33 protein-coding genes are annotated in these 21,310 nt (G+C 64.4%); all 33 read left to right on the forward strand.

Features of this window, described 5'->3' with window-relative positions; genetic code table 11:
- The first annotated feature begins 101 nt into the window (after positions 1-101).
- The 33 genes from rpsL (at position 102) to AAFF32_RS08955 (ending at position 21,248) form a co-directional block, all read left to right on the forward strand.
- On the forward strand, positions 102-476 hold the full coding sequence (rpsL, locus tag AAFF32_RS08795; protein ID WP_216959686.1) for a 30S ribosomal protein S12: 375 nt from the start codon (positions 102-104) through the stop codon (positions 474-476).
- Positions 477-532: 56 nt separating this feature from the next.
- Positions 533-1,000 (forward strand): 30S ribosomal protein S7, encoded by a 468-nt coding sequence (rpsG, locus tag AAFF32_RS08800; RefSeq protein WP_216959683.1) that lies wholly within the window; start codon positions 533-535, stop codon positions 998-1,000.
- Between the two features lie 147 nt (positions 1,001-1,147).
- Positions 1,148-3,268 carry an elongation factor G gene (gene fusA / locus AAFF32_RS08805; RefSeq protein ID WP_216959680.1) on the forward strand — a complete coding sequence of 707 codons (2,121 nt, stop codon included), beginning with the start codon at positions 1,148-1,150 and terminating at the stop codon, positions 3,266-3,268.
- 83 nt (positions 3,269-3,351) lie between these two features.
- Positions 3,352-4,542 carry an elongation factor Tu gene (gene tuf, locus AAFF32_RS08810; protein ID WP_216959677.1) on the forward strand — a complete coding sequence of 397 codons (1,191 nt, stop codon included), beginning with the start codon at positions 3,352-3,354 and terminating at the stop codon, positions 4,540-4,542.
- Positions 4,543-5,031: 489 nt separating this feature from the next.
- The gene (rpsJ, locus tag AAFF32_RS08815) at positions 5,032-5,343 is read left to right on the forward strand and encodes a 30S ribosomal protein S10 (protein ID WP_036137876.1); all 312 of its coding nucleotides are present in this window, start codon (positions 5,032-5,034) and stop codon (positions 5,341-5,343) included.
- A 10-nt stretch (positions 5,344-5,353) separates the two neighbouring features.
- Entirely contained in the window at positions 5,354-6,007 is a 654-nt protein-coding gene (gene rplC, locus AAFF32_RS08820) for a 50S ribosomal protein L3 (protein ID WP_137835396.1), read from the forward strand.
- Between the two features lie 12 nt (positions 6,008-6,019).
- Positions 6,020-6,625, forward strand: a complete 606-nt coding sequence (gene rplD / locus AAFF32_RS08825; protein ID WP_216959676.1) for a 50S ribosomal protein L4 — start codon at positions 6,020-6,022, stop codon at positions 6,623-6,625.
- Positions 6,622-6,918: a 50S ribosomal protein L23 gene (gene rplW / locus AAFF32_RS08830; RefSeq protein ID WP_115843875.1), complete on the forward strand. Its 297-nt coding sequence runs from the start codon at positions 6,622-6,624 to the stop codon at positions 6,916-6,918. The genes rplD and rplW overlap by 4 nt, the downstream gene beginning before the upstream one ends.
- A gap of 10 nt (positions 6,919-6,928) precedes the next feature.
- Positions 6,929-7,756, forward strand: coding sequence for a 50S ribosomal protein L2 (gene rplB, locus AAFF32_RS08835; RefSeq protein ID WP_216959673.1), 828 nt, complete (start codon positions 6,929-6,931; stop codon positions 7,754-7,756).
- A 6-nt stretch (positions 7,757-7,762) separates the two neighbouring features.
- Entirely contained in the window at positions 7,763-8,032 is a 270-nt protein-coding gene (gene rpsS, locus AAFF32_RS08840; RefSeq protein WP_216959670.1) for a 30S ribosomal protein S19, read from the forward strand.
- 10 nt (positions 8,033-8,042) lie between these two features.
- The gene (rplV, locus tag AAFF32_RS08845; protein ID WP_137835391.1) at positions 8,043-8,378 is read left to right on the forward strand and encodes a 50S ribosomal protein L22; all 336 of its coding nucleotides are present in this window, start codon (positions 8,043-8,045) and stop codon (positions 8,376-8,378) included.
- A 14-nt stretch (positions 8,379-8,392) separates the two neighbouring features.
- The gene (rpsC, locus tag AAFF32_RS08850; protein WP_137835390.1) at positions 8,393-9,136 is read left to right on the forward strand and encodes a 30S ribosomal protein S3; all 744 of its coding nucleotides are present in this window, start codon (positions 8,393-8,395) and stop codon (positions 9,134-9,136) included.
- Between the two features lie 6 nt (positions 9,137-9,142).
- On the forward strand, positions 9,143-9,556 hold the full coding sequence (rplP, locus tag AAFF32_RS08855) for a 50S ribosomal protein L16 (RefSeq protein WP_055902334.1): 414 nt from the start codon (positions 9,143-9,145) through the stop codon (positions 9,554-9,556).
- On the forward strand, positions 9,556-9,741 hold the full coding sequence (gene rpmC / locus AAFF32_RS08860; protein WP_137835389.1) for a 50S ribosomal protein L29: 186 nt from the start codon (positions 9,556-9,558) through the stop codon (positions 9,739-9,741). The genes rplP and rpmC overlap by 1 nt, the downstream gene beginning before the upstream one ends.
- 11 nt (positions 9,742-9,752) lie before the next feature.
- Positions 9,753-10,022, forward strand: a complete 270-nt coding sequence (gene rpsQ / locus AAFF32_RS08865) for a 30S ribosomal protein S17 (protein ID WP_115843866.1) — start codon at positions 9,753-9,755, stop codon at positions 10,020-10,022.
- Positions 10,023-10,036: 14 nt separating this feature from the next.
- Positions 10,037-10,405, forward strand: coding sequence for a 50S ribosomal protein L14 (gene rplN / locus AAFF32_RS08870; RefSeq protein ID WP_056136003.1), 369 nt, complete (start codon positions 10,037-10,039; stop codon positions 10,403-10,405).
- A 14-nt stretch (positions 10,406-10,419) separates the two neighbouring features.
- A complete protein-coding gene (gene rplX / locus AAFF32_RS08875; RefSeq protein ID WP_216959667.1) occupies positions 10,420-10,734 on the forward strand; it encodes a 50S ribosomal protein L24 in 315 nt (104 codons plus the stop codon).
- Positions 10,735-10,745: 11 nt separating this feature from the next.
- Positions 10,746-11,288 carry a 50S ribosomal protein L5 gene (rplE, locus tag AAFF32_RS08880; RefSeq protein ID WP_216959664.1) on the forward strand — a complete coding sequence of 181 codons (543 nt, stop codon included), beginning with the start codon at positions 10,746-10,748 and terminating at the stop codon, positions 11,286-11,288.
- 15 nt (positions 11,289-11,303) lie between these two features.
- The gene (rpsN, locus tag AAFF32_RS08885) at positions 11,304-11,609 is read left to right on the forward strand and encodes a 30S ribosomal protein S14 (RefSeq protein ID WP_216959661.1); all 306 of its coding nucleotides are present in this window, start codon (positions 11,304-11,306) and stop codon (positions 11,607-11,609) included.
- Positions 11,610-11,768: 159 nt separating this feature from the next.
- Positions 11,769-12,167: a 30S ribosomal protein S8 gene (gene rpsH / locus AAFF32_RS08890; protein WP_216959658.1), complete on the forward strand. Its 399-nt coding sequence runs from the start codon at positions 11,769-11,771 to the stop codon at positions 12,165-12,167.
- Positions 12,168-12,180: 13 nt separating this feature from the next.
- Positions 12,181-12,708 (forward strand): 50S ribosomal protein L6, encoded by a 528-nt coding sequence (gene rplF, locus AAFF32_RS08895; protein ID WP_216959656.1) that lies wholly within the window; start codon positions 12,181-12,183, stop codon positions 12,706-12,708.
- A gap of 28 nt (positions 12,709-12,736) precedes the next feature.
- The gene (gene rplR / locus AAFF32_RS08900) at positions 12,737-13,090 is read left to right on the forward strand and encodes a 50S ribosomal protein L18 (protein ID WP_216959653.1); all 354 of its coding nucleotides are present in this window, start codon (positions 12,737-12,739) and stop codon (positions 13,088-13,090) included.
- 162 nt (positions 13,091-13,252) lie between these two features.
- Complete coding sequence (rpsE, locus tag AAFF32_RS08905; RefSeq protein ID WP_216959650.1) at positions 13,253-13,795, forward strand: 30S ribosomal protein S5; 543 nt, start codon at positions 13,253-13,255, stop codon at positions 13,793-13,795.
- On the forward strand, positions 13,788-13,988 hold the full coding sequence (gene rpmD, locus AAFF32_RS08910; RefSeq protein WP_342317085.1) for a 50S ribosomal protein L30: 201 nt from the start codon (positions 13,788-13,790) through the stop codon (positions 13,986-13,988). Before rpsE ends, rpmD begins: the two co-directional genes overlap by 8 nt.
- On the forward strand, positions 13,988-14,431 hold the full coding sequence (gene rplO, locus AAFF32_RS08915) for a 50S ribosomal protein L15 (RefSeq protein WP_216961790.1): 444 nt from the start codon (positions 13,988-13,990) through the stop codon (positions 14,429-14,431). Before rpmD ends, rplO begins: the two co-directional genes overlap by 1 nt.
- 7 nt (positions 14,432-14,438) lie before the next feature.
- Positions 14,439-15,803, forward strand: a complete 1,365-nt coding sequence (secY, locus tag AAFF32_RS08920) for a preprotein translocase subunit SecY (protein WP_342317086.1) — start codon at positions 14,439-14,441, stop codon at positions 15,801-15,803.
- 234 nt (positions 15,804-16,037) lie between these two features.
- Complete coding sequence (gene rpsM / locus AAFF32_RS08925) at positions 16,038-16,394, forward strand: 30S ribosomal protein S13 (RefSeq protein ID WP_216959641.1); 357 nt, start codon at positions 16,038-16,040, stop codon at positions 16,392-16,394.
- 12 nt (positions 16,395-16,406) lie between these two features.
- Positions 16,407-16,799 carry a 30S ribosomal protein S11 gene (rpsK, locus tag AAFF32_RS08930; protein ID WP_158982354.1) on the forward strand — a complete coding sequence of 131 codons (393 nt, stop codon included), beginning with the start codon at positions 16,407-16,409 and terminating at the stop codon, positions 16,797-16,799.
- A gap of 14 nt (positions 16,800-16,813) precedes the next feature.
- Positions 16,814-17,443 (forward strand): 30S ribosomal protein S4, encoded by a 630-nt coding sequence (gene rpsD, locus AAFF32_RS08935; protein WP_216959637.1) that lies wholly within the window; start codon positions 16,814-16,816, stop codon positions 17,441-17,443.
- A 19-nt stretch (positions 17,444-17,462) separates the two neighbouring features.
- The gene (rpoA, locus tag AAFF32_RS08940) at positions 17,463-18,461 is read left to right on the forward strand and encodes a DNA-directed RNA polymerase subunit alpha (RefSeq protein ID WP_115843835.1); all 999 of its coding nucleotides are present in this window, start codon (positions 17,463-17,465) and stop codon (positions 18,459-18,461) included.
- A gap of 223 nt (positions 18,462-18,684) precedes the next feature.
- A complete protein-coding gene (gene rplQ, locus AAFF32_RS08945) occupies positions 18,685-19,059 on the forward strand; it encodes a 50S ribosomal protein L17 (RefSeq protein WP_200606488.1) in 375 nt (124 codons plus the stop codon).
- 177 nt (positions 19,060-19,236) lie between these two features.
- Positions 19,237-19,740: a disulfide bond formation protein B gene (locus AAFF32_RS08950; RefSeq protein WP_216959628.1), complete on the forward strand. Its 504-nt coding sequence runs from the start codon at positions 19,237-19,239 to the stop codon at positions 19,738-19,740.
- Positions 19,741-19,859: 119 nt separating this feature from the next.
- Positions 19,860-21,248 (forward strand): 3-deoxy-7-phosphoheptulonate synthase class II, encoded by a 1,389-nt coding sequence (locus AAFF32_RS08955; RefSeq protein WP_342317088.1) that lies wholly within the window; start codon positions 19,860-19,862, stop codon positions 21,246-21,248.
- Positions 21,249-21,310 lie beyond the last annotated feature (62 nt).

A 21,310-nucleotide genomic window follows, 5' to 3' on the forward strand; every position in this document is an offset into this window, starting at 1 on the left:
CGCGGGCTATACTTTTTCGTCTCGGTGTGCCGGGTGTCCCTGCATGCCGTTTGGTTTTTTCCACGCAAAGGCCGATCCGGTCTTTCTTCAAAGAGTTCCAGATGGCGACGATCAATCAGCTGGTGCGCAAGCCGCGCAGCCCTGAAACCTACAAGAGCGCCTCGCCGGCGCTCGCGAACTGCCCGCAGCGTCGTGGCGTTTGCACCCGCGTCTACACGACCACCCCGAAGAAGCCGAACTCGGCGCTGCGCAAGGTGGCCAAGGTGCGTCTGACCAACGGTTACGAGGTCATCTCGTACATCGGCGGCGAAGGCCACAACCTGCAGGAGCACTCGGTGGTGCTGATCCGCGGCGGTCGCGTCAAGGACCTCCCGGGCGTGCGATACCACACCGTGCGCGGTTCGCTCGACGCCGCCGGCGTCACCAAGCGTCGCCAGGGTCGCTCCAAGTACGGCGCCAAGCGTCCGAAGTCCTAATCCCGGTTGGTCGCTCCGGCGGCCCCGTACAAGAATCACGAGAATAGGTACGCACCATGTCGCGTAAAGGTTCCACCCCTCAGCGTTCGGTCCTGCCCGATCCCAAGCACGGCAGCGAGACGATCGCCCGTTTCATCAACATGGTCATGCAGAGCGGCAAGAAGTCGGTCGCCGAGAAGATCGTCTACGGCGCGATGGAAGTCATCGGCGAGAAGAACCCCAACGCCCTCGAGCTGGTCGAGAAGGCGCTGGGCAACGTGTCCCCGGCCGTCGAGGTGAAGTCCCGCCGCGTCGGTGGTGCCACGTACCAGGTGCCGGTCGAAGTGCGCGCCTCGCGCCGCATGGCGCTGGCGATGCGTTGGCTGATCGAATCGGCCCGCAAGCGTGGCGAAAACTCGATGCCGCGCAAGCTTGCGGCCGAGCTGATGGACGCCTCGGAAAACCGTGGCGGCGCTATCAAGAAGCGCGAAGAAACCCACCGCATGGCGGAAGCGAACAAGGCGTTCGCCCACTACCGCTGGTGATCTGAGCGAGGCGCCCCCATATAGGGGGCGTCAGCCCCGGCAGCCCGCTGAGCTGCCGCGGCGGCAAGACAGCCGCCATGCGAACCGGACGCCGGCCACGAGCCGGCATCTGGCCATCTGGAATTCGAAAACTTACGAGAGGGTCCCGTGGCTCGCACCACTCCCATCGAGCGTTACCGCAACTTCGGCATCATGGCCCACATCGATGCCGGCAAGACCACCACGTCCGAACGCATCCTGTTCTACACCGGTGTCAGCCACAAGATCGGCGAAGTGCACGAAGGTGCCGCGACGATGGACTGGATGGAGCAGGAGCAGGAGCGCGGCATCACGATCACGTCGGCCGCGACGACCGCGTTCTGGACCGGCATGGACAAATCCCTGCCGCAGCACCGCTTCAACATCATCGACACCCCCGGCCACGTCGACTTCACCATCGAAGTCGAGCGTTCGCTGCGCGTGCTCGACGGTGCGGTGTTCGTGCTGTGCGCCGTGGGCGGCGTGCAGCCGCAGTCGGAGACCGTGTGGCGTCAGGCCAACAAGTACTCCGTGCCGCGCATGGCGTTCGTCAACAAGATGGACCGCACCGGTGCCAACTTCGACAAGGTCGTCGAGCAGCTGAAGTCGCGCCTGGGCGCGTACGCTGTTCCGATGCAGGTGCCGATCGGCGCCGAAGACGGCTTCGAGGGCGTGGTCGACCTGCTCAAGATGAAGGCCATCCACTGGGATGTCGCTTCGCAGGGCACCAAGTTCGAGTACCGCGACATTCCGGCCGACCTTCAGGCGAAGGCCGAGAGCGCGCGCAGCTTCATGATCGAAGCCGCCGCCGAGGCCACCGAAGAGCTGATGGAGAAGTACCTCTCCGAAGGCGAGCTGACCGAGGCCGAGATCGTCGAAGGCCTGCGCATGCGCACGCTGAAGGTCGAGATCGTTCCGGTGTTCTGTGGTTCGGCGTTCAAGAACAAGGGCGTGCAGGCCATGCTCGACGGCGTGATCAACCTGCTGCCGTCGCCGGCCGATCGTCCGCCGGTGCAGGGCATCGACGAGAACGACAAGGAAGACAGCCGCAAGGCGTCCGATTCCGAGCCGTTCTCGGCGCTCGCGTTCAAGATCATGACCGACCCGTTCGTCGGTGCGCTGACGTTCTTCCGCGTCTACTCGGGCGTGCTCAACTCCGGCGACCAGGTGTTCAACCCGGTCAAGTCGAAGAAGGAGCGCATCGGCCGCATCCTGCAGATGCACGCCAACCAGCGCGACGAGATCAAGGAAGTGCGCGCGGGCGACATCGCTGCCGCCGTGGGCCTGAAGGACGTGACGACGGGCGACACGCTGTGCTCGGGCGATCACATCATCACGCTTGAGCGCATGACGTTCCCGGAGCCCGTCATCTCGATGGCCGTCGAGCCGAAGACCAAGTCGGACCAGGAAAAGATGGGCATGGCCCTGAGCCGTCTGGCTCAGGAAGATCCCAGCTTCCGCGTTCGTACCGACGAGGAATCCGGCCAGACGATCATCGCCGGCATGGGCGAGCTGCACCTGGACATCATCGTTGACCGCATGCGCCGCGAGTTCAACGTGGAAGCGAACGTCGGCAAGCCGCAGGTGGCTTACCGCGAAACGATCCGCAAGTCGGACGTGAAGTCGGACTACAAGCACGCCAAGCAGTCGGGTGGTAAGGGTCAGTACGGTCACGTCGTGATCGAGCTGTCGCCGATGAACGAAGCCGATCGCGCCAACCCGGATGTCGAGAACGATTTCCTGTTCGTCAACGACATCACCGGCGGCGTGATTCCGAAGGAATTCATCCCGGCGGTCGAGAAGGGCCTGCGCGAAACCATCACCAGCGGTCCGCTGGCTGGCTTCCCTGTCGTGAACGTCAAGGTCAAGCTGGTGTTCGGCTCGTACCACGACGTCGACTCGTCGGAAATGGCGTTCAAGCTCGCTTCGTCGATGGCGTTCAAGGAAGGCTTCCGCAAGGCGGATCCGGTCCTGCTCGAGCCGATGATGAAGGTCGAGATCGTGACGCCGGAAGACTACGTCGGCGACGTCATGGGCGACGTGAGCCGTCGTCGTGGTCTGCTGTCCGGTCAGGACGACAGCCCGTCGGGCAAGGTCATCAACGCGATGGTGCCGCTGGGCGAAATGTTCGGCTACGCGACGTCGCTGCGTTCGATGTCGCAGGGCCGCGCAACGTTCACGATGGAGTTCGATCACTACGCCGAAGCCCCGACCAACATCGCCGACGCGGTGATGAAGAAGGGCGGCTGAGCGTGACACCTCTGGCGAGGCCGGCTTGCCGGCCTCGCGACAAGCAAGATCAACAAGCAATTCATTTTTAAAGAGAGAAAGCCATGGCCAAGGGTAAGTTTGAGCGCACCAAGCCGCACGTGAACGTGGGCACGATCGGTCACGTCGACCACGGCAAGACGACGCTGACGGCGGCACTGACGAAGGTGGGTGCGGAGCGTTTCGGCGGCGAGTTCAAGGCGTACGACGCGATCGACGCGGCGCCGGAAGAGAAGGCGCGCGGCATCACGATCTCGACGGCGCACGTTGAGTACGAAAGCCCGAACCGTCACTACGCGCACGTGGACTGCCCGGGCCACGCCGACTACGTGAAGAACATGATCACGGGTGCGGCGCAGATGGACGGTGCGATTCTGGTGTGCTCGGCCGCAGACGGCCCGATGCCGCAGACGCGCGAGCACATCCTGCTGTCGCGCCAGGTGGGCGTGCCGTACATCGTCGTGTTCCTGAACAAGGCCGACATGGTGGACGACGCCGAGCTGCTGGAGCTGGTGGAGATGGAAGTCCGCGAGCTGCTGACCAAGTACGAGTTCCCGGGCGACGACACCCCGATCATCAAGGGTTCGGCGCGTCTGGCGCTGGAAGGCGACCAGTCGGAAATCGGCGTGCCGGCGATCCTGAAGCTGGTGGAAGCGCTGGACACGTTCATTCCGGAGCCGCAGCGTGACGTCGACAAGCCGTTCCTGATGCCGGTGGAAGACGTGTTCTCGATCTCGGGCCGCGGCACCGTGGTGACCGGTCGTATCGAGCGCGGCATCATCAAGGTCGGCGACGAAATCGAAATCGTGGGTATCCGTCCGACGCAGAAGACGACGGTGACGGGCGTTGAAATGTTCCGCAAGCTGCTGGACCAGGGCCAGGCGGGCGACAACGCGGGCCTGCTGCTGCGCGGCACGAAGCGTGACGACGTGGAGCGTGGCCAGGTGCTGGCCAAGCCGGGTTCGATCACCCCGCACACGGAGTTCGAAGCCGAGGTGTACGTGCTGTCGAAGGACGAGGGCGGCCGCCACACGCCGTTCTTCAAGGGCTACCGCCCGCAGTTCTACTTCCGCACGACGGACATCACCGGCGCGGTGCAGCTGCCGGAAGGCGTCGAGATGGTCATGCCGGGCGACAACATCAAGATGGTCGTGCAGCTGATCAACCCGGTGGCGATGGACGAAGGCCTGCGCTTCGCGATCCGCGAAGGCGGTCGTACGGTCGGCGCCGGCGTCGTGGCGAAGATCCTCAAGTAATGAACCGGGCCGTGGTCGCGTAAAGCGACCACGGCTTTGCTGGTTCGTATCCCCGCCAGAGCGGGGCGACGACTGGCAAGTTCGGCGTCTCCAAGGTGGCGTCGAAACCAGCTGAACAGCGTTGCGCACTTCCGGTCCGCCGCCCGCTTGCAAGGGCTGTGGATATCCGGTTAGAATGCTCGACCACTGCGGCGTCTTTCGGGAAGCCGCAACCAGCGAAATGAGGTGCAGGATGCGCCTCGTATTCGCCAGACAGGGACATGTCGCACGGCGCGCTCCGTACGTTCTGGGCCTTCGGGCTTCCAAGGAACGCTAAACGGGGCTCTTCGTGCGTTCTACTCCGTCTGGGCGGACCGGGAAACCGGCCCGCCTTGTTTTTCAGGCAAGGAAGCTCCGGGGCGAGGGTGCAGCCCCGGGGTATTCGCGTTTTCCAGGGGTTCGGCACACCCAGAGGCCGGCCCGTCGCTCTTTTAACCAAGGAATTCCGTCATGGCGGACCAAAAGATCCGAATCCGGCTGAAAGCGTACGATCATCGCCTGATCGACCGTTCGGCCAGCGAGATCGTCGAGACGGCGAAGCGTACCGGTGCCCAGGTCAAGGGCCCGATCCCGCTGCCGACCAAGATCGAGCGTTACACCATTCTCGTTTCGCCGCACGCCGACAAGGATGCGCGCGACCAGTACGAGACCCGCACGCACAAGCGCGTGCTCGACATCGTCGACCCCAACGACAAGACCGTGGACGCGCTGATGAAGCTCGAGCTCGCGGCGGGCGTTGACGTCCAGATCAAGCTGACCTGAGGCCGCCACCATGACCGCGAAGAAGTATTCGTTGGGCATCGTCGGTCGCAAGGCCGGCATGAGCCGTTTCTTCACTGAAGACGGCAAGTCGGTTCCGGTGACCCTGATCGAGGCGACGCCGAACCGCATCACCCAGATCAAGACCTCGGACACCGACGGCTACAGCGCCGTGCAGGTGACCGTGGGCGTGCGCCGCGCCGCGCTCGTCAACAAGCCGATTGCCGGTCACCTCGCCAAGGCGAAGGTCGAAGCCGGTCGCGGCCTGTGGGAGCTGCGCGTGGAAGCCGACCAGATCGGCGGCTTTGAAGTGGGCGGCGAAATCAAGGCCGACATCTTCAGCGCCGGCCAGCTGGTCGACGTCCAGGGCGTCACCAAGGGCAAGGGCTTCCAGGGCACGATCAAGCGCTGGAACTTCACGATGGGCGACGCGACGCACGGTAACTCGTTGTCGCACCGTTCGCCGGGCTCCATCGGCCAGCGCCAGACGCCGGGTCGTGTGTTCCCGGGCAAGAAGATGTCCGGTCACATGGGCGCAGAAACCCAGACCACGCAGCGCCTGGAAGTGGTGAAGGTCGACGCCGAGCGCGGCCTGATCGCCATCAAGGGTGCCGTGCCGGGTGCGCCGGGTGGCGACGTCATCGTGCGTCCCTCGAGCAAGGCATAAGGAGAGATGACGATGGAACTCGCCATCACCAATAGCAGCAAGACGCTGTCGGTTTCCGACGCGATCTTCGGCCGCGAATTCAGCGAAGACCTGGTTCACCAGGTGGTCGTTGCCTATCGCAACGCCGGTCGCGCCGGTACCAAGGCACAGAAGACCCGTTCGGAAGTCAACGGCACGACCAAGAAGTCGAAGAAGCAGAAGGGCGGCGGTGCGCGTCATGGCGCGCTGACGGCTCCGATCTTCGTCGGCGGCGGCGTGACCTTCGCGGCCAAGCCGCGCAGCTTCGCGCAGAAGGTCAACCGCAAGATGTACCGCGCCGCGATGGCGGCGATCCTGTCGGAACTCAACCGCCAGGGCCGCATCATGGTCGTCGAGTCGTTCGATCTGGACGCCCCGAAGACCGCCGGCCTGATCTCCAAGCTGAAGAGCCTGGAAGTCGGCAAGCGTCCGCTGATCGTCACCGAAGATGCCACCGAGAATCTGTACCTCTCGGCGCGCAACCTGCCGTACGTCGAAGTGCGTGACGTCCAGGGCCTGGATCCGGTCTCCCTCGTGGGCGCCGACTCGGTCGTGGTCACCGCCGACGCGGTCAAGAAGATCGAGGAGTGGCTGGCATGAACGAGGCCAAGCTCTACAACATCATCCGTGCGCCGCGCGTGTCCGAAAAGACCGCACGTCTGCAGGAAGTTTCCAACCAGTACGTCTTCGAAGTCGCGACGGACGCTACCAAGGCCGACATCAAGGTCGCCGTGGAAAAGCTGTTCGAAGTGAAGGTCGAGGCGGTCAACGTCGTGAACGTCAAGGGCAAGAACAAGTCCTTCCGTTTCCGCGCTGGCAGCCGCGGCAGCTGGCGGAAGGCGTATGTGACGCTGGCCGAAGGCCAGTCGATCGACGTTATGGCCAAGGCCTGAGGAAAGACCCATGGCATTGATGACTTTCAAGCCCACCTCCGCCGGCCGCCGCAGCGCGGTTCGCGTGGTGACCCCGGGCCTCCACAAGGGTGCGCCGCACGCGGCCCTCGTAGAGAAGCAGGGCAAGACCGGCGGTCGTAACCACCACGGCCGCATCACCACCCGTCACGTGGGTGGTGGTCACAAGCAGCACTACCGCATCATCGACTTCAAGCGCGACAAGGAAGGTATCCCCGCCCGCGTCGAGCGCATCGAGTACGACCCGAACCGCACCGCGCACATCGCGCTGCTGTGCTACGTCGACGGTGAGCGCCGTTACATCATCGCCCCGAAGGGCCTGAAGGACGGCGACCAGGTGATCGCGGGCCGCGACGCCCCGATCCGCGTGGGCAACACGCTGCCGCTGACCAACATCCCGGTCGGTTCGACGGTGCATTGCATCGAGATGAAGCCGGGCAAGGGCGCCCAGCTGGCCCGCGCCGCTGGCGCCGGCGTGCAGCTGATCGCTCGCGAGCAGGGCTACGCCACGCTGCGTCTTCGCTCCGGCGAAATGCGCAAGGTGCCGGCCGAGTGCCGCGCCACCATCGGCGAAGTCGGCAACGACGAGCACAACCTTGAGAAGCTCGGCAAGGCCGGCGCCAAGCGTTGGCGCGGTGTTCGCCCGACCGTCCGCGGTGCGGCCATGAACCCGGTCGACCACCCGCACGGCGGTGGTGAGGCCAAGGCCGGCCAGGGTAACCCGCATCCGGTCACCCCGTGGGGTGTTCCGACCAAGGGTTACAAGACCCGCAAGAACAAGCGCACCCAGCAGTTCATCGTGCGCGATCGCAGGAGCTAATCGGCCATGGCACGTTCACTGAAGAAAGGCCCGTTCGTCGACCACCACCTGATGAAGAAGGTGGAGACCGCGGGTAACAACAAGAAGCCGATCAAGACCTGGTCGCGTCGCTCGATGGTGCTGCCGGAAATGGTGGGCTTCACGCTCGCCATCCACAACGGCAAGAACCACATCCCGGTGCTGGTCAACGAGAACATGGTTGGCCACAAGCTTGGCGAATTCGCCCTGACCCGTACGTTCAAGGGTCATGGCGGCGACAAGAAGTCGGGCAAGTAAGGAGATGACCATGGAAGCGAAAGCCATCCTGCGCACCGCGCGCATCTCCCCGCAGAAGGCCCGCCTGGTCGCTGACCAGGTGCGTGGTCTGTCGGCCGAGCGCGCCGTCAACCTGCTGAAGTTCTCGGACAAGAAGGCCGCCCACCTGATCAAGAAGGTGGTCGAGTCCGCTATTGCCAACGCCGAGAACAACCAGGGCGCCGACATCGACGAGCTCAAGGTCACGACCATCATGGTGGACGAGGGTCCCGCACTGAAGCGCTTCATGGCGCGTGCGAAGGGCCGCGGCACCCGCATCCTCAAGCGCACCAGCCACATCACTGTGGTTGTGGGCGCGGGCAAGTAAGGCGGAGTCAGACAATGGGTCACAAAGTACATCCGACTGGCATCCGCCTGGGCATCGCCAAGGACTGGAACTCCAAGTGGTTTGCCAACAAGAAGCAGTACGCCGGTTTCCTGGCAGCGGACCTGAAGGTCCGTGATCTGCTGCGCAAGAAGCTGGCTCAGGCCGGCATTTCGAAGATCTTCATCGAGCGTCCGGCGAACAACGCCCGCGTGACGATCCACACCGCCCGTCCGGGCGTGGTGATCGGCAAGCGTGGCGAGGACATCGAGAAGCTGCGCAAGGAAGTCAGTGCGGTGATGGGCGTTCCGGCGCACATCAACGTCACCGAGGTCCGCAAGCCGGAACTCGACGCGCAGCTGGTCGCGGAGTCGATCGCGCAGCAGCTCGAGCGCCGCATCATGTTCCGTCGCGCGATGAAGCGCGCCGTGGGCAATGCGATGCGCCTGGGCGCCCTGGGCATCAAGGTCAACGTCGCCGGCCGTCTCAATGGCGCCGAAATCGCGCGTTCGGAGTGGTATCGCGAAGGTCGCGTGCCGCTGCACACGCTGCGTGCCGACATCGACTACGGCTTCGCTGAAGCCAAGACGACCTACGGCATCATCGGCATCAAGGTGTGGGTCTACAAGGGCGAGGTCTTCGACTTCTCCCAGGTCGGCCAGGAAAAGCAGGACGACACGCCGCGTAGCGATCGCGGTGACCGTGGTGACCGCGGTGATCGCAGCGACCGTCCGGGCCGTGGCGCCCGCGAACAGAGGTAATCGACCATGTTGCAACCCAAGCGAACCAAGTACCGCAAGGTACACAAGGGCCGCAATGAGGGCCTGAGCTGGAACGGCAATGCCGTCAGCTTCGGCGAATACGGCCTTAAGGCGACGGCGCACGGTCAGCTGACCGCGCGCCAGATCGAGGCAGCGCGTCGTTCCATCAGCCGCTACGTCAAGCGCGGCGGCAAGATGTGGATCCGCGTGTTCCCCGACAAGCCGATCACCAAGAAGCCGATCGAAGTCCGAATGGGCTCCGGTAAGGGCAACGTTGAGTACTGGGTCGCCCAGATCCAGCCCGGTCGCATGATTTACGAGATCGAAGGCGTGGCAGAGGACGTGGCGCGTGAAGCGTTCCGTCTGGCCGCCGCCAAGCTCTCGGTGACCACCACTTTCGTTACCCGGACGGTGCGCTAATGGAACTCAAGCAACTGCGCGAGAAGTCGGCTGCCGAGCTGCAGGCCCACCTGGCCGAGCTGCACAAGGAGAGCTTCGCTCTCCGCATGCAGAAGGCCACCGGCCAGCTCGCCAAGACCCATGAGTCCCGCCGCGTGCGCCGCGAGATCGCTCGCGTGAACATGCTGCTCGGCGAGAAGAAGTAAGGACCCCAGTCATGACCGACAACAATACAGAGAAGGCTGTCCGCACGGTTGAAGGCCGGGTCGTCAGCAACAAGATGGACAAGACCGTCACCGTGCTCGTCGAGCGCCAGGTCAAGCACGCGCTGTACGGCAAGTACATCCGTCGCTCGACCAAGCTCCACGCCCACGATGCCGACAACGCCTGCAAAGAAGGCGATGTCGTGCGCGTGAAGGAGATTGCTCCGATGTCCAAGACCAAGAACTGGAGCGTGGTTGAAATCGTCAGCCGCGCGGCCGAATAAGAGGAGGCTAAGTCATGATCCAGATGCAGAGCTACCTCGATGTGGCCGACAACTCCGGTGCCAAGGAAGTGATGTGCATTAAGGTGCTGGGCGGCTCGAAGCGCCGTTACGCCGGCATCGGCGACATCATCAAGGTCACGGTCAAGGACGCGATCCCGCGTGGCAAAGTCAAGAAGGGCGACGTCTACGACGCCGTCGTCGTGCGTACCCGCAAGGGTGTGCGTCGTCCGGACGGTTCGCTGATCCGCTTCGACGGCAATGCCGCCGTGCTCCTGAACAACAAGCAGGAACCGATCGGTACCCGCATCTTCGGGCCTGTGACCCGCGAGCTGCGTACCGAGAAGTTCATGAAGATCGTCTCGCTCGCTCCTGAAGTGCTCTGAGCGGAGGAATAGATATGAACCGTATCCGCAAGGGCGATCAGGTGATCGTCACCACCGGCAAGGACAAGGGCAAGAAGGGCGAAGTGGTGCGCGTGCTCGGCGAGAAGGTCGTCGTGTCGAACATCAACGTCGTCAAGCGCCACACCAAGCCGAATCCGCAGGCTGGACAGCCGGGCGGCGTGGTCGAGCGCGAGTCGCCGATCCACATTTCCAACGTGATGCTGTTCAACCCTGCCACTGGCAAGGGCGAGCGCATCGGTTTCAAGGTGCTGGAGGATGGACGCAAACTGCGTGTGTTCCGCTCCAGCGGTGAGGCGGTTGACGCCTGAGGAATGCTCAAATGACCACCCGTCTTGAAAAGTTCTACAAGGACGAAGTCGTCCCGGCCCTGACCAAGAAGTTCGGTTACACGAACCCGATGGAAGTGCCGCGCCTGTCCAAGATCACGATCAACATGGGCGTCGGCGAAGCCGCGACCAACAAGAAGATCCTGGAAAACGCCGTGGCCGATCTGACCAAGATTGCCGGTCAGAAGCCGATCGTGACCAAGTCCCGCGTGTCGGTGGCTTCGTTCAAGATCCGCGACGGCTGGCCGATCGGCTGCAAGGTGACGCTGCGTCGCGCCCACATGTTCGAGTTCTTGGACCGTCTGATCAACATCTCGCTGCCGCGCGTGCGTGACTTCCGCGGCGTGTCGGGTCGTTCGTTCGACGGCCGTGGCAACTACAACATGGGCGTGAAGGAACAGATCATCTTCCCGGAAATCGACTTCGACGCCGTCGACGCGATCCGCGGCATGGACATCGCGATCACCACGACCGCGAAGACCGACGCCGAAGCCAAGGCCCTGCTGGAAGCCTTCCGCTTCCCGTTCCGCAACTAACTCGAGGATTGAACAATGGCTAAGACCTCCATGGTCAACCGCGAGATCAAGCGGGCGAAGCTGGCGAAGCAGCACGGCGCCAAGCGCGACGCGCTGAAGAAGATCATCTCCAGCCAGACCGCTTCGTACGAAGAGAAGCAGGACGCCGTCACCAAGCTGCAGAAGCTGCCCCGCGACTCCTCGCCGAGCCGCCAGCGCAACCGCTGCGAGCTGTCGGGCCGTCCGCGTGGCGTCTACCGCAAGTTCGGCCTCGGCCGCAACATGCTGCGCAAGGCGACCATGAACGGCGACGTCCCGGGTCTGCGCAAGGCCAGCTGGTAACACGAGACGCCGGCAAGTCTGCTAGACTTGCCGGCTCGCTCGCGTCCGGTCCCGGCCGAACAGGGCGGGACCGCCGACGGGAACTTTCCGTTCCTGGGTCGGCACTACAACTGAATTCGCAATTCCGCGGATATCGGTGCTACTCATAGGTGCATATACATGAGCATGACTGATCCCATCGCCGACATGCTGGTCCGCATCAAGAATGCGGCGGCTGTTCGGAAGCAGACGGTGAAGATGCCGTCTTCGAAGATCAAGGTAGCCATCGCCAAGGTTCTGAAGGACGAGGGCTACATCCTGGATTCCCGCGTGACCGACGTCGGTGCGGGCAAGTCCGAACTCGAAATCTCGCTGAAGTACTACGAAGGCAAGCCGGTGATCGAGCGTCTTGAGCGCTTCTCCCGTTCGGGTCTGCGTCAGTACCGCGGCAAGGCTGAGCTGCCGAAGGTCCTCAACGGCCTTGGTATCGCCATCATCTCCACCTCGAAGGGCATCATGACCGATGCGCAGGCGCGCCAACAGGGCGTCGGCGGTGAGGTTCTGTGCTTCGTGGCCTAAGGGAGGAATAGACATGTCCCGAGTTGCCAAGAAGCCGGTTGCCCTCCCGAAGGGCGTCGAGCTGAACATCCAGGCCGATTCGATCAGCGCCAAGGGCCCGAAGGGCACCCTGAGCGTTGCCAAGCCGGCCGCCATCAACCTCAAGGTCGAAAACGGCCAGGCCACGTTCTCCACCGAGGACGCTGCGCTGATTCCGCTGTCCGGCACGCTGCGCGCGATCCTGGCCAACATGGTCAAGGGCGTCTCCGATGGCTTCGAGCGCAAGCTCGAGCTGGTCGGCGTCGGTTACCGCGCCTCGATGCAGGGCAAGGACCTGAACCTCGCGCTGGGCTTCTCGCATCCGGTGCTGCTGCAGGCTCCGGCCGGCATCACGATTGCCACGCCGACGCAGACCGAGATCGTCATCGCCGGCGCGGACAAGCAGGCCGTCGGTGAGTTCGCCGCAAAGGTTCGCGCCGTCCGTCCGCCGGAGCCCTACAAGGGCAAGGGTGTGAAGTACGCCGGCGAAGTCATCATCCGCAAGGAAGCCAAGAAGGCCTAACCGGGTCTTCAGCTTTCGGAGAACGCACATGAACAAGAACACCGCCCGCCTGCGCCGCGCCAAGTCGACCCGCGCGCACATCCGCGAACTCGGCGTGCCGCGCCTGTCGGTGCTGCGCACCGGCCAGCATCTGTACGCCCAGGTCTTCACTGCCGACGGTTCCAAGGTTCTGGCTTCGGCCTCGACCGTGCAGGCCGACGTCAAGGAAGGTCTGAAGAACGGCAAGAACGCCGACGCGGCCGCCAAGGTCGGTCGCGCCATCGCCGAGAAGGCCAAGGCTGCCGGCGTCGAGAAGGTCGCTTTCGACCGCTCGGGCTACCGGTACCACGGCCGCATCAAGGCTCTGGCCGACGCCGCTCGTGAGGGCGGCCTGCAGTTCTGATGCCTTGAAGGCGTGGGGTTCCATCCCCACCCCTAGGTTTCTTCCCGCCGGCATGGGCTATGCCGGGCGCGACGACGGATTGCCGCCTTCGCGAAGCACCCGATGTACCTCACAACCATAAGCGGCGAAGCCGCAAATCCCTTTAACTACCGAGCAATCGAAATGGCAGAAGAACAACGTGCACCGCGGGGTCGTGATCGCGACCGCAACCGCGAAGAGATCGACGATGGCATGATCGAGAAGCTGATCGCGGTCAACCGCGTCAGCAAGACCGTCAAGGGTGGTCGCCAGTTCACCTTCACCGCGCTGACGGTGGTGGGCGACGGCAACGGCAAGGTCGGCTTTGGCTACGGCAAGGCGCGCGAAGTGCCCGTCGCCATCCAGAAGTCGATGGAGTATGCCCGCAAGTCGATGTCCAACGTCGATCTGAACAACGGCACCCTGTGGCACTCGGTCAAGGCCGGCCACGGCGCAGCCCGTGTGTTCATGCAGCCCGCTTCCGAGGGTACCGGCGTCATCGCCGGTGGCGCGATGCGCGCCGTCCTCGAAGCCGTCGGGGTGAAGAACGTGCTGGCCAAGGCCGTGGGTTCGCGTAACCCGATCAACCTGGTTCGCGCCACGCTGAAGGGCCTGTCCGACATGCACTCGCCGGCCAAGATCGCGGCCAAGCGCGGCAAGAAGGTGGAGGACCTGGTCCATGGCTAAGAAGGAAACTGTCGCCGGCGGCACCGTGAAGGTGCGCCTGGTCAAGGGTCTTCGTGGCACCCAGTCGCGCCACCGCCTGTCGGTGCGCGCCCTGGGCCTGAACAAGCTCAATGACGTGCGTGAACTGAAGGACAGCCCGCAGGTGCGTGGCCTGATCAATCAGCTCCATTACCTCGTCCGAGTCGAGGAGTAATCAACATGCGTCTCAACACTCTGCAGCCCGCCGAGGGCGCCCGCACCGAGCGCACCCGCGTCGGTCGTGGTATCGGTTCCGGCCTGGGCAAGACTGCCGGCCGTGGCCACAAGGGCTCGTTCGCGCGTTCGGGCAAGGGCAAGATCAAGGCCGGCTTCGAAGGCGGTCAGATGCCGATGCAGCGCCGTCTGCCGAAGATCGGTTTCCGCTCCAAGCTGTCCAAGGACACGGCCGAAGTGCTGCTGTACCAGCTGGACAAGCTGCCGGCCGGCGACGTCGATTTCGCCGCGCTGAAGGCCGCCAAGCTGGTGCCGAGCACCGCCAAGCAGGCCAAGATCGTGGTCAAGGGCGAAGTCACCAAGAAGTTCGTCCTGAAGGGTCTGGCCGCTACGGCCGGTGCGAAGGCCGCGATCGAAGCGGCCGGCGGCAAGGTCGAGGAGTAATCGACGGATGGCGCGCAGCGGTAGCAACGCGGTAGCCGGCCTCGGTGGCGGACTCGGTAAGTTCACCGAGCTCCGCCAGCGCCTGCTTTTCGTGGTCGGTGCCCTGATCGTCTACCGCATCGGCTGCTACATCCCGGTGCCGGGCGTCAATCCGGAAGCAATGCTTCGGCTGATGGAAACCCAGAAGGGCACCATCGTGGACATGTTCAACATGTTCTCCGGTGGCGCCCTCCATCGCTTCAGCCTGTTCGCGCTGAACGTGATGCCGTACATCTCCGCGTCGATCATCGTGCAGCTGCTGGTGCAGATCGTGCCGAGCCTGAAGGCCATCCAGAAGGAAGGCGAGTCGGGTCGTCGCAAGATCAACCAGTGGTCGCGCATGGGTGCGATCCCGCTGGCCGTGTTCCAGGCCTGGGGCATCGCCACGGCCCTCCAGGCCGGCGGCGCGAGCCAGGGCATCCAGGTGGTCTACAACCCCGGCCCGGGCTTCATCCTGACCGCGGTGCTGGCCCTCACGGCAGGCACCATGTTCCTGATGTGGCTCGGTGAGCAGGTGACGGAGCGCGGCATCGGCAACGGTGTTTCGCTGATCATCTTCGCGGGTATCGTGGCGGGCTTGCCCGCGGCCGTGTTCGGCATGTTCGAGCAGATCCGCAACGGCGACATGAGCGCTCTGAAGGCCATCCTGGTCGTCGCGATCGTCCTGGGCTTCACGTTCTTCGTGGTGTTCGTCGAGCGGGGCCAGCGTCGGATCACGGTCAATTACGCGCGTCGCCAAGGCGGCCGCAGCGCGTACATGAACCAGTCCTCGTTCCTGCCGCTGAAGCTGAACATGTCGGGCGTGATCCCGGCCATCTTCGCCTCGAGCATCGTGATGTTCCCGGCGACGGCGGCCAACTGGTTCAGCCAGGGCAATTCGGGGTCGTTCCTGCACCGTGTCAGCCAATGGCTGAACCCGGGCGAGCCGCTCCACATGATCCTGTACGCGGGTCTGATCGTCGGTTTTGCGTTCTTCTACACCGCGCTGGTGTTCAACTCGCAGGAAACCGCCGATAATCTGAAGAAGTCGGGCGCGCTGATTCCGGGCATTCGTCCGGGCAAGGCCACGGCAGACTATATCGACGGCGTGCTTACCCGCCTCACGGCGGCCGGCGCGGCCTACCTGGTGATGGTGTGCCTCCTGCCGGAGGTCATGCGCACTGAGTTGAGCACTTCGTTCTACTTCGGCGGCACCTCGCTGCTGATCGTGGTCGTGGTGGTCATGGATTTCATCGCCCAGATCCAGGCTCATCTGATGTCGCATCAGTACGAGAGCCTGCTGAAGAAGGCGAACTTGAAGGGCGGCTCGCGCGGCGGTCTCGCGCGCGGGTGATCCCGGACCTTACGCGCGCCAGAGTAGCGCGCGGGGGAGGGCAGGGCAGTTCAACGCCTTGCCTGACCAGTCCGGTTTCGTCGCCGGAGCATGGGCACACTCCCCATGCCGGGCACTGCCGCGTCCCTAGGGATGCGGCAGGGCTTCCTATTAACCCGAGACCTTGTTAAACTTTCCAGTTCACTCCGCCGGGATTAATCCGTCCTGGCCGCCAAATCAGTTGGAGATCGCGTTATGGCGCGTATTGCGGGCGTCAATCTGCCTGCCCAGAAGCATGTCTGGGTCGGGCTGCAAAGCATCTACGGCATCGGCCGTACCCGTTCGAAGAAGGTCTGTGATGCCGCCGGCGTCACCTCGACCACCAAGATCCGTGACCTGTCCGAACCCGAAGTCGAGCGTCTGCGCGCCGAAGTCGGCAAGTACGTGGTCGAGGGCGACCTCCGCCGCGAAGTCGGTATCGCGATCAAGCGACTGATGGACCTGGGCTGCTACCGCGGCCTGCGTCACCGTCGCGGCCTCCCGCTGCGTGGCCAGCGCACCCGGACCAATGCACGTACCCGTAAGGGTCCGCGCAAGGCCATCAAGAAGTAAGGGACTTAGACCATGGCTAAGCCGGCTGCTGCCAAAACCAAGAAGAAGATCAAGCGCGTCGTCACCGACGGCATCGCTCACGTCCACGCTTCTTTCAACAACACCATCGTCACGATCACCGACCGCCAGGGCAACGCGCTGTCGTGGGCGACCTCGGGCGGCGCGGGTTTCCGCGGTTCGCGCAAGTCGACCCCGTTCGCCGCGCAGGTCGCCGCCGAAAAGGCCGGCCGTGCCGCGCTGGACTACGGCGTGAAGTCGCTGGAAGTCCGCATCAAGGGCCCGGGTCCGGGTCGTGAGTCCGCCGTTCGTTCGCTGAACAACGTCGGTTACAAGATCATCAACATCATCGACGTGACGCCTATCCCGCACAACGGGTGCCGTCCGCCGAAGAAGCGCCGCGTCTGAGGAGCTGAAAGAACATGGCTCGTTATATTGGTCCCACCTGTAAGCTCGCCCGTCGCGAAGGCGCCGACCTGGGCTTGAAGTCGTCGGCCCGCGCCCTCGATTCCAAGTGCAAGCTGGAGCAGAAGCCCGGTCAGCACGGCCCGACCGCCCGCAAGGGCAAGCTGTCGGACTACGCCACCCAGCTGCGTGAAAAGCAGAAGGTGAAGCGTATCTACGGTCTGCTGGAGCGTCAGTTCCGCAACTACTACAAGAAGGCCTCGACCAAGAAGGGCAACACGGGTGAAAACCTGCTGCAGCTTCTCGAGACCCGCCTGGACAACGTCGTCTACCGCATGGGTTTTGCGGTGACGCGTCCGGCCGCCCGCCAGCTGGTTTCGCACCGCGGTGTCACGGTCAACGGCAAGTCGGTCAACCTGCCGTCGTACCAGGTCAAGGCTGGCGACGCGATCGCGCTCGCCGAGCGTGCCCAGAAGCAGCTCCGCGTGCAGGAATCCCTGACCGTGGCGCAGCAGATGGACCTCTCGCCGTCGTGGGTCGAAGTCGACAGCAAGAAGTTCTCTGGCGTGTTCAAGGCCGTTCCGGACCGTGCCGACCTGCCGGCCGACATCAACGAAGCGCTGATCGTCGAGCTGTACTCGAAGTAATCCCAGGAGACGCCAACACATGACGGTTACCGCAAACCAGGTGCTGCGCCCGCGCGGCCCTCAGATCGAGCGCCTTACGGGCAACCGTGCCAAGGTCGTCATCGAACCGCTGGAGCGTGGCTACGGCCATACGCTCGGCAATGCGCTGCGCCGCGTGCTGCTGTCGTCGATCCCGGGCTTCGCAATCACGGAAGTCGAGATCGATGGCGTGCTGCACGAGTACACCACGGTCGAAGGCCTGCAGGAAGACGTGCTTGAGGTTCTGCTGAACCTCAAGGACGTCGCGATCCGCATGCACACCGGCGAGTCGGCGACGCTGTCGCTGGCCAAGCAGGGTCCCGGCATTGTCACCGCCGGCGACATCAAGACCGACCACAACGTCGAGATCCTCAACACCGAGCACGTGATCGCGCACCTGACGAAGGACACCGCGCTCAACATGCGTCTGAAGATCGAACGCGGCTTCGGCTACCAGCCGGCTGCCGCGCGTCGTCGTCCGGATGAGGAAACCCGCGCCATCGGTCGCCTGATGCTGGATGCCAGCTTCTCGCCGGTCCGCCGCGTCGCCTATGCCGTGGAAGCGGCCCGCGTCGAGCAGCGCACCGACCTGGACAAGCTGGTCCTGGACATCGAGACCAACGGCACGATCGACGCCGAGGAAGCCGTCCGCACCGCCGCCGACATCCTCACCGACCAGCTGTCGGTGTTCGGCGACTTCACCCACCGCGATCGCGGTGCGGCGAAGCCGGCCACCAGCGGCATCGACCCGATCCTGCTGCGTCCGATCGACGACCTCGAGCTGACCGTGCGTTCGGCCAACTGCCTCAAGGCCGAGAGCATCTACTACGTCGGCGATCTGATCCAGAAGACCGAAGTGGAGCTGCTCAAGACGCCGAACCTCGGCAAGAAGTCGCTCACGGAAATCAAGGAAGTGCTCGCCCAGCGCGGTCTCTCCCTTGGCATGAAGCTCGAGAACTGGCCGCCGGCAGGCATCGCCTCCCACGGCATGATGGGCTAAGCATCGGCGCTTGCGCGGCACTGTGCCGCGCGTCGATGGCAGCAACAACGTTTCAAGCGCTGCGCTTCAAGAGTGAAGCGCAGCGTGTTTCAACCGACGGAGCCTAAGCCCCGCGGTTCTCCGACCAGGGAGCGGTCGGTTCGGACCATCCGCAGTCCAAGTTCCAACGCCTGGATGGCGACAGCGAAATCCAACGTCCCAACATTCCACAGGAATCACCGTCATGCGCCACCAGAAAGCCGGCCGTAAGTTCAGCCGCACCAGTGCACACCGCGATGCCATGTTCACCAACATGGCGGCCTCGCTGATCAAGCACGGCCTCATCCGCACGACCCTGCCGAAGGCCAAGGAGCTGCGTCGCGTCGCCGAGCCGCTCATCACCCTCGCCAAGGTCGATGGCGTTGCCAACCGCCGCCTCGCCTTCTCGCGCCTGCGCGACAAGGAAGCCGTCGGCACGCTGTTCACCACCCTCGGCCCGCGCTACCAGTCGCGTCCGGGTGGCTACCTGCGCATCCTCAAGTGCGGTTTCCGCGCTGGCGACAACGCGCCGATGGCCTACGTCGAACTCGTCGATCGTCCGGAAGCCGCTGCGGAGTAATCCGTCGGCCGACTCGATGGCCTGCCATCGGGACGATCCAGCAAAGCCCCGGTTCTTCCGGGGCTTTTGCTTTTTGCGTCCAATGGCAGGGCGCTGCGACGAAACGTTCGCTCCACGCGCGCAACCGCGGCCAATGCCCATGCCACGGACAGGGTTGGGCGGTTAAGCTTTGTCGCCATGACGACCCAACTCCCGCGCGGCTCGTTCCGCCTCCAGTTCTTCCTCGGCTTCCTCGCCTGTGCCGGCCTGCTGGCGTATGCGATCTACTTGCAGCTGCATGACGGCCTGGAGCCCTGCAACCTGTGCATCTTCCAGCGTGTGGCGTTCGCGGCGCTGGGCGTGGTGTTCCTGATCGGTGCACTGCACGGACCGAAGCGGCCGGCGGGCCGGGTCGGTTACGGCACCGCCGCGCTGCTGGCTGCGCTGGCGGGCATCGCGGTCGCCGGTCGACATGTCTGGGTGCAGATGCAGCCGCAGGGCGCCGTCTCGTGCGGCGCGCCGCTGTCCTTCATGCGCGAGACGATGTCGACGTGGGATGTCGTGCGCAAGGTGATGACCGCCACCGGCAACTGCGGCGACATCGACTGGACCTTCTGGGGCCTGTCGATGCCGTGGTGGAGCCTCATCTGCTTCGTCGTGCTGGCGGCGTGGGCGGGCTATGCGGCCTTTCGCCGCCGCTGACTGCGTTACCCCAGTTATCCCGGACCCGTGAAAGGGTGGCCCGGCTCGGTTGCCGCTGTAACGGTTGCAGCGCGCCGTGCGAGCGCCCATAGTGGTTCGCCGCATTGCAGCATCGTGTCATGCCTACGTCCGACCGCACCCTCCGCGCCGTGAACCTGCCCGCTGACTGGTCGCCCCAGTCCTGGCGCAACCGCACTGCGATGCAGTTGCCGCAGTATCCCGACGCGCAGGCGCTGGAGACCGCGCTGGGCGAGCTCCGCTCGCTGCCGCCGCTGGTGACCTCGTGGGAGATCCTCTCGCTCAAGCAGCAGCTCGCCGACGCGCAGGAAGGCAAGCGCTTCCTGCTGCAGGGCGGTGATTGCGCGGAGAGCTTCGCCGGCTGCACCTCCGACGTCATCTCCAACCGGCTCAAGGTCCTGCTGCAGATGAGCCTGGTGCTCGTGCACGGCTTGCGCAAGCCGGTGGTGCGCGTGGGCCGCTTCGCCGGCCAGTACGCCAAGCCGCGTTCGACCGACACCGAAACGATCGGTGAGGTCACGTTGCCCAGTTACCGCGGCGACATGGTCAACGCGCCGGAGTTCACGCCCGAAGCGCGCACGCCCGATCCGCGTCGCATGATCAAGGCGCATGCGCGTTCGGCGATGACGATGAACTTCGTCCGCGCGCTGATCGACGGCGGCTTCGCCGACCTGCACCATCCCGAATACTGGAACCTGAGCTGGGTCGGCCATTCGCCGCTCGCCGACGAATACCGCCGCATGGTCAATGCCATCGGCGACGCCGTGCGGTTCATGGAAACGCTGTCGGGCAGCGAGGTCCACAACCTCAACCGCGTCGACTTCTACACCTCGCACGAAGCGCTGCTGCTGCCCTACGAGGAGTCGCTGACGCGCCAGGTGCCGCGCCATTGGGGCTGGTTCAACCTCAGCACGCACTACCCGTGGATCGGCATGCGCACCGCGCAGGTCGACGGCGCGCACGCCGAATACTTCCGCGGCATCCGCAATCCGATCGCGCTGAAGGTCGGTCCGTCGGTGACGCCCGACCAACTGCTGCGCATCATCGACCTGCTCAATCCGGAAGACGAGCCGGGCCGCCTGAGCTTCATCCACCGCATGGGCGCGACCGGCATCGCCGAGAAGCTGCCGCCGCTGCTGGAGGCGGTGCGCCGCGACGGCCGCCGCGTGCTGTGGGTGTGCGACCCGATGCACGGCAACACCGAGAGCACGAGCAACGGCTACAAGACGCGCCGCTTCCGCAACATCCGCAGCGAGCTGGAGGACGCGTTCGAACTGCACGCCGCCGCCGGCACGCGGCTGGGCGGTGTGCACCTGGAGCTGACGGGCGAGGACGTCACCGAATGCCTCGGCGGCGCGCGCGAGCTCACCGAGAGCGATCTGGAGCGCGCGTACAAGTCGACGGTCGATCCGCGCCTGAACTACGAGCAGGCACTGGAGATCGCGATGCTGATCGTGCGCAAGCAGGCGCAGATCGCGGCACCGGCCTGACCTGTAGGCTCATGCAAGAAAAAGGCCCGCTTCGGCGGGCCTTTTGCATTTTCAGCGGGGGC

It is taken from the genome of Lysobacter sp. FW306-1B-D06B (assembly GCF_038446665.1).
GTDB lineage: Bacteria > Pseudomonadota > Gammaproteobacteria > Xanthomonadales > Xanthomonadaceae > Lysobacter_J.

Coding starts and splice junctions, on each gene's coding strand:
- rpsL (WP_216959686.1), top strand. CDS start 102: ATGGCGACGATCAATCAGCTGGTGCGCAAGCCGCGCAGCCCTGAAACC.
- rpsG (WP_216959683.1), top strand. CDS start 533: ATGTCGCGTAAAGGTTCCACCCCTCAGCGTTCGGTCCTGCCCGATCCC.
- tuf (WP_216959677.1), top strand. CDS start 3,352: ATGGCCAAGGGTAAGTTTGAGCGCACCAAGCCGCACGTGAACGTGGGC.
- rpsJ (WP_036137876.1), top strand. CDS start 5,032: ATGGCGGACCAAAAGATCCGAATCCGGCTGAAAGCGTACGATCATCGC.
- rplC (WP_137835396.1), top strand. CDS start 5,354: ATGACCGCGAAGAAGTATTCGTTGGGCATCGTCGGTCGCAAGGCCGGC.
- rplD (WP_216959676.1), top strand. CDS start 6,020: ATGGAACTCGCCATCACCAATAGCAGCAAGACGCTGTCGGTTTCCGAC.
- rplW (WP_115843875.1), top strand. CDS start 6,622: ATGAACGAGGCCAAGCTCTACAACATCATCCGTGCGCCGCGCGTGTCC.
- rplB (WP_216959673.1), top strand. CDS start 6,929: ATGGCATTGATGACTTTCAAGCCCACCTCCGCCGGCCGCCGCAGCGCG.
- rpsS (WP_216959670.1), top strand. CDS start 7,763: ATGGCACGTTCACTGAAGAAAGGCCCGTTCGTCGACCACCACCTGATG.
- rplV (WP_137835391.1), top strand. CDS start 8,043: ATGGAAGCGAAAGCCATCCTGCGCACCGCGCGCATCTCCCCGCAGAAG.
- rpsC (WP_137835390.1), top strand. CDS start 8,393: ATGGGTCACAAAGTACATCCGACTGGCATCCGCCTGGGCATCGCCAAG.
- rplP (WP_055902334.1), top strand. CDS start 9,143: ATGTTGCAACCCAAGCGAACCAAGTACCGCAAGGTACACAAGGGCCGC.
- rpmC (WP_137835389.1), top strand. CDS start 9,556: ATGGAACTCAAGCAACTGCGCGAGAAGTCGGCTGCCGAGCTGCAGGCC.
- rpsQ (WP_115843866.1), top strand. CDS start 9,753: ATGACCGACAACAATACAGAGAAGGCTGTCCGCACGGTTGAAGGCCGG.
- rplN (WP_056136003.1), top strand. CDS start 10,037: ATGATCCAGATGCAGAGCTACCTCGATGTGGCCGACAACTCCGGTGCC.
- rplX (WP_216959667.1), top strand. CDS start 10,420: ATGAACCGTATCCGCAAGGGCGATCAGGTGATCGTCACCACCGGCAAG.
- rplE (WP_216959664.1), top strand. CDS start 10,746: ATGACCACCCGTCTTGAAAAGTTCTACAAGGACGAAGTCGTCCCGGCC.
- rpsN (WP_216959661.1), top strand. CDS start 11,304: ATGGCTAAGACCTCCATGGTCAACCGCGAGATCAAGCGGGCGAAGCTG.
- rpsH (WP_216959658.1), top strand. CDS start 11,769: ATGAGCATGACTGATCCCATCGCCGACATGCTGGTCCGCATCAAGAAT.
- rplF (WP_216959656.1), top strand. CDS start 12,181: ATGTCCCGAGTTGCCAAGAAGCCGGTTGCCCTCCCGAAGGGCGTCGAG.
- rplR (WP_216959653.1), top strand. CDS start 12,737: ATGAACAAGAACACCGCCCGCCTGCGCCGCGCCAAGTCGACCCGCGCG.
- rpsE (WP_216959650.1), top strand. CDS start 13,253: ATGGCAGAAGAACAACGTGCACCGCGGGGTCGTGATCGCGACCGCAAC.
- rpmD (WP_342317085.1), top strand. CDS start 13,788: ATGGCTAAGAAGGAAACTGTCGCCGGCGGCACCGTGAAGGTGCGCCTG.
- secY (WP_342317086.1), top strand. CDS start 14,439: ATGGCGCGCAGCGGTAGCAACGCGGTAGCCGGCCTCGGTGGCGGACTC.
- rpsM (WP_216959641.1), top strand. CDS start 16,038: ATGGCGCGTATTGCGGGCGTCAATCTGCCTGCCCAGAAGCATGTCTGG.
- rpsK (WP_158982354.1), top strand. CDS start 16,407: ATGGCTAAGCCGGCTGCTGCCAAAACCAAGAAGAAGATCAAGCGCGTC.
- rpsD (WP_216959637.1), top strand. CDS start 16,814: ATGGCTCGTTATATTGGTCCCACCTGTAAGCTCGCCCGTCGCGAAGGC.
- rpoA (WP_115843835.1), top strand. CDS start 17,463: ATGACGGTTACCGCAAACCAGGTGCTGCGCCCGCGCGGCCCTCAGATC.
- rplQ (WP_200606488.1), top strand. CDS start 18,685: ATGCGCCACCAGAAAGCCGGCCGTAAGTTCAGCCGCACCAGTGCACAC.
- AAFF32_RS08950 (WP_216959628.1), top strand. CDS start 19,237: ATGACGACCCAACTCCCGCGCGGCTCGTTCCGCCTCCAGTTCTTCCTC.
- AAFF32_RS08955 (WP_342317088.1), top strand. CDS start 19,860: ATGCCTACGTCCGACCGCACCCTCCGCGCCGTGAACCTGCCCGCTGAC.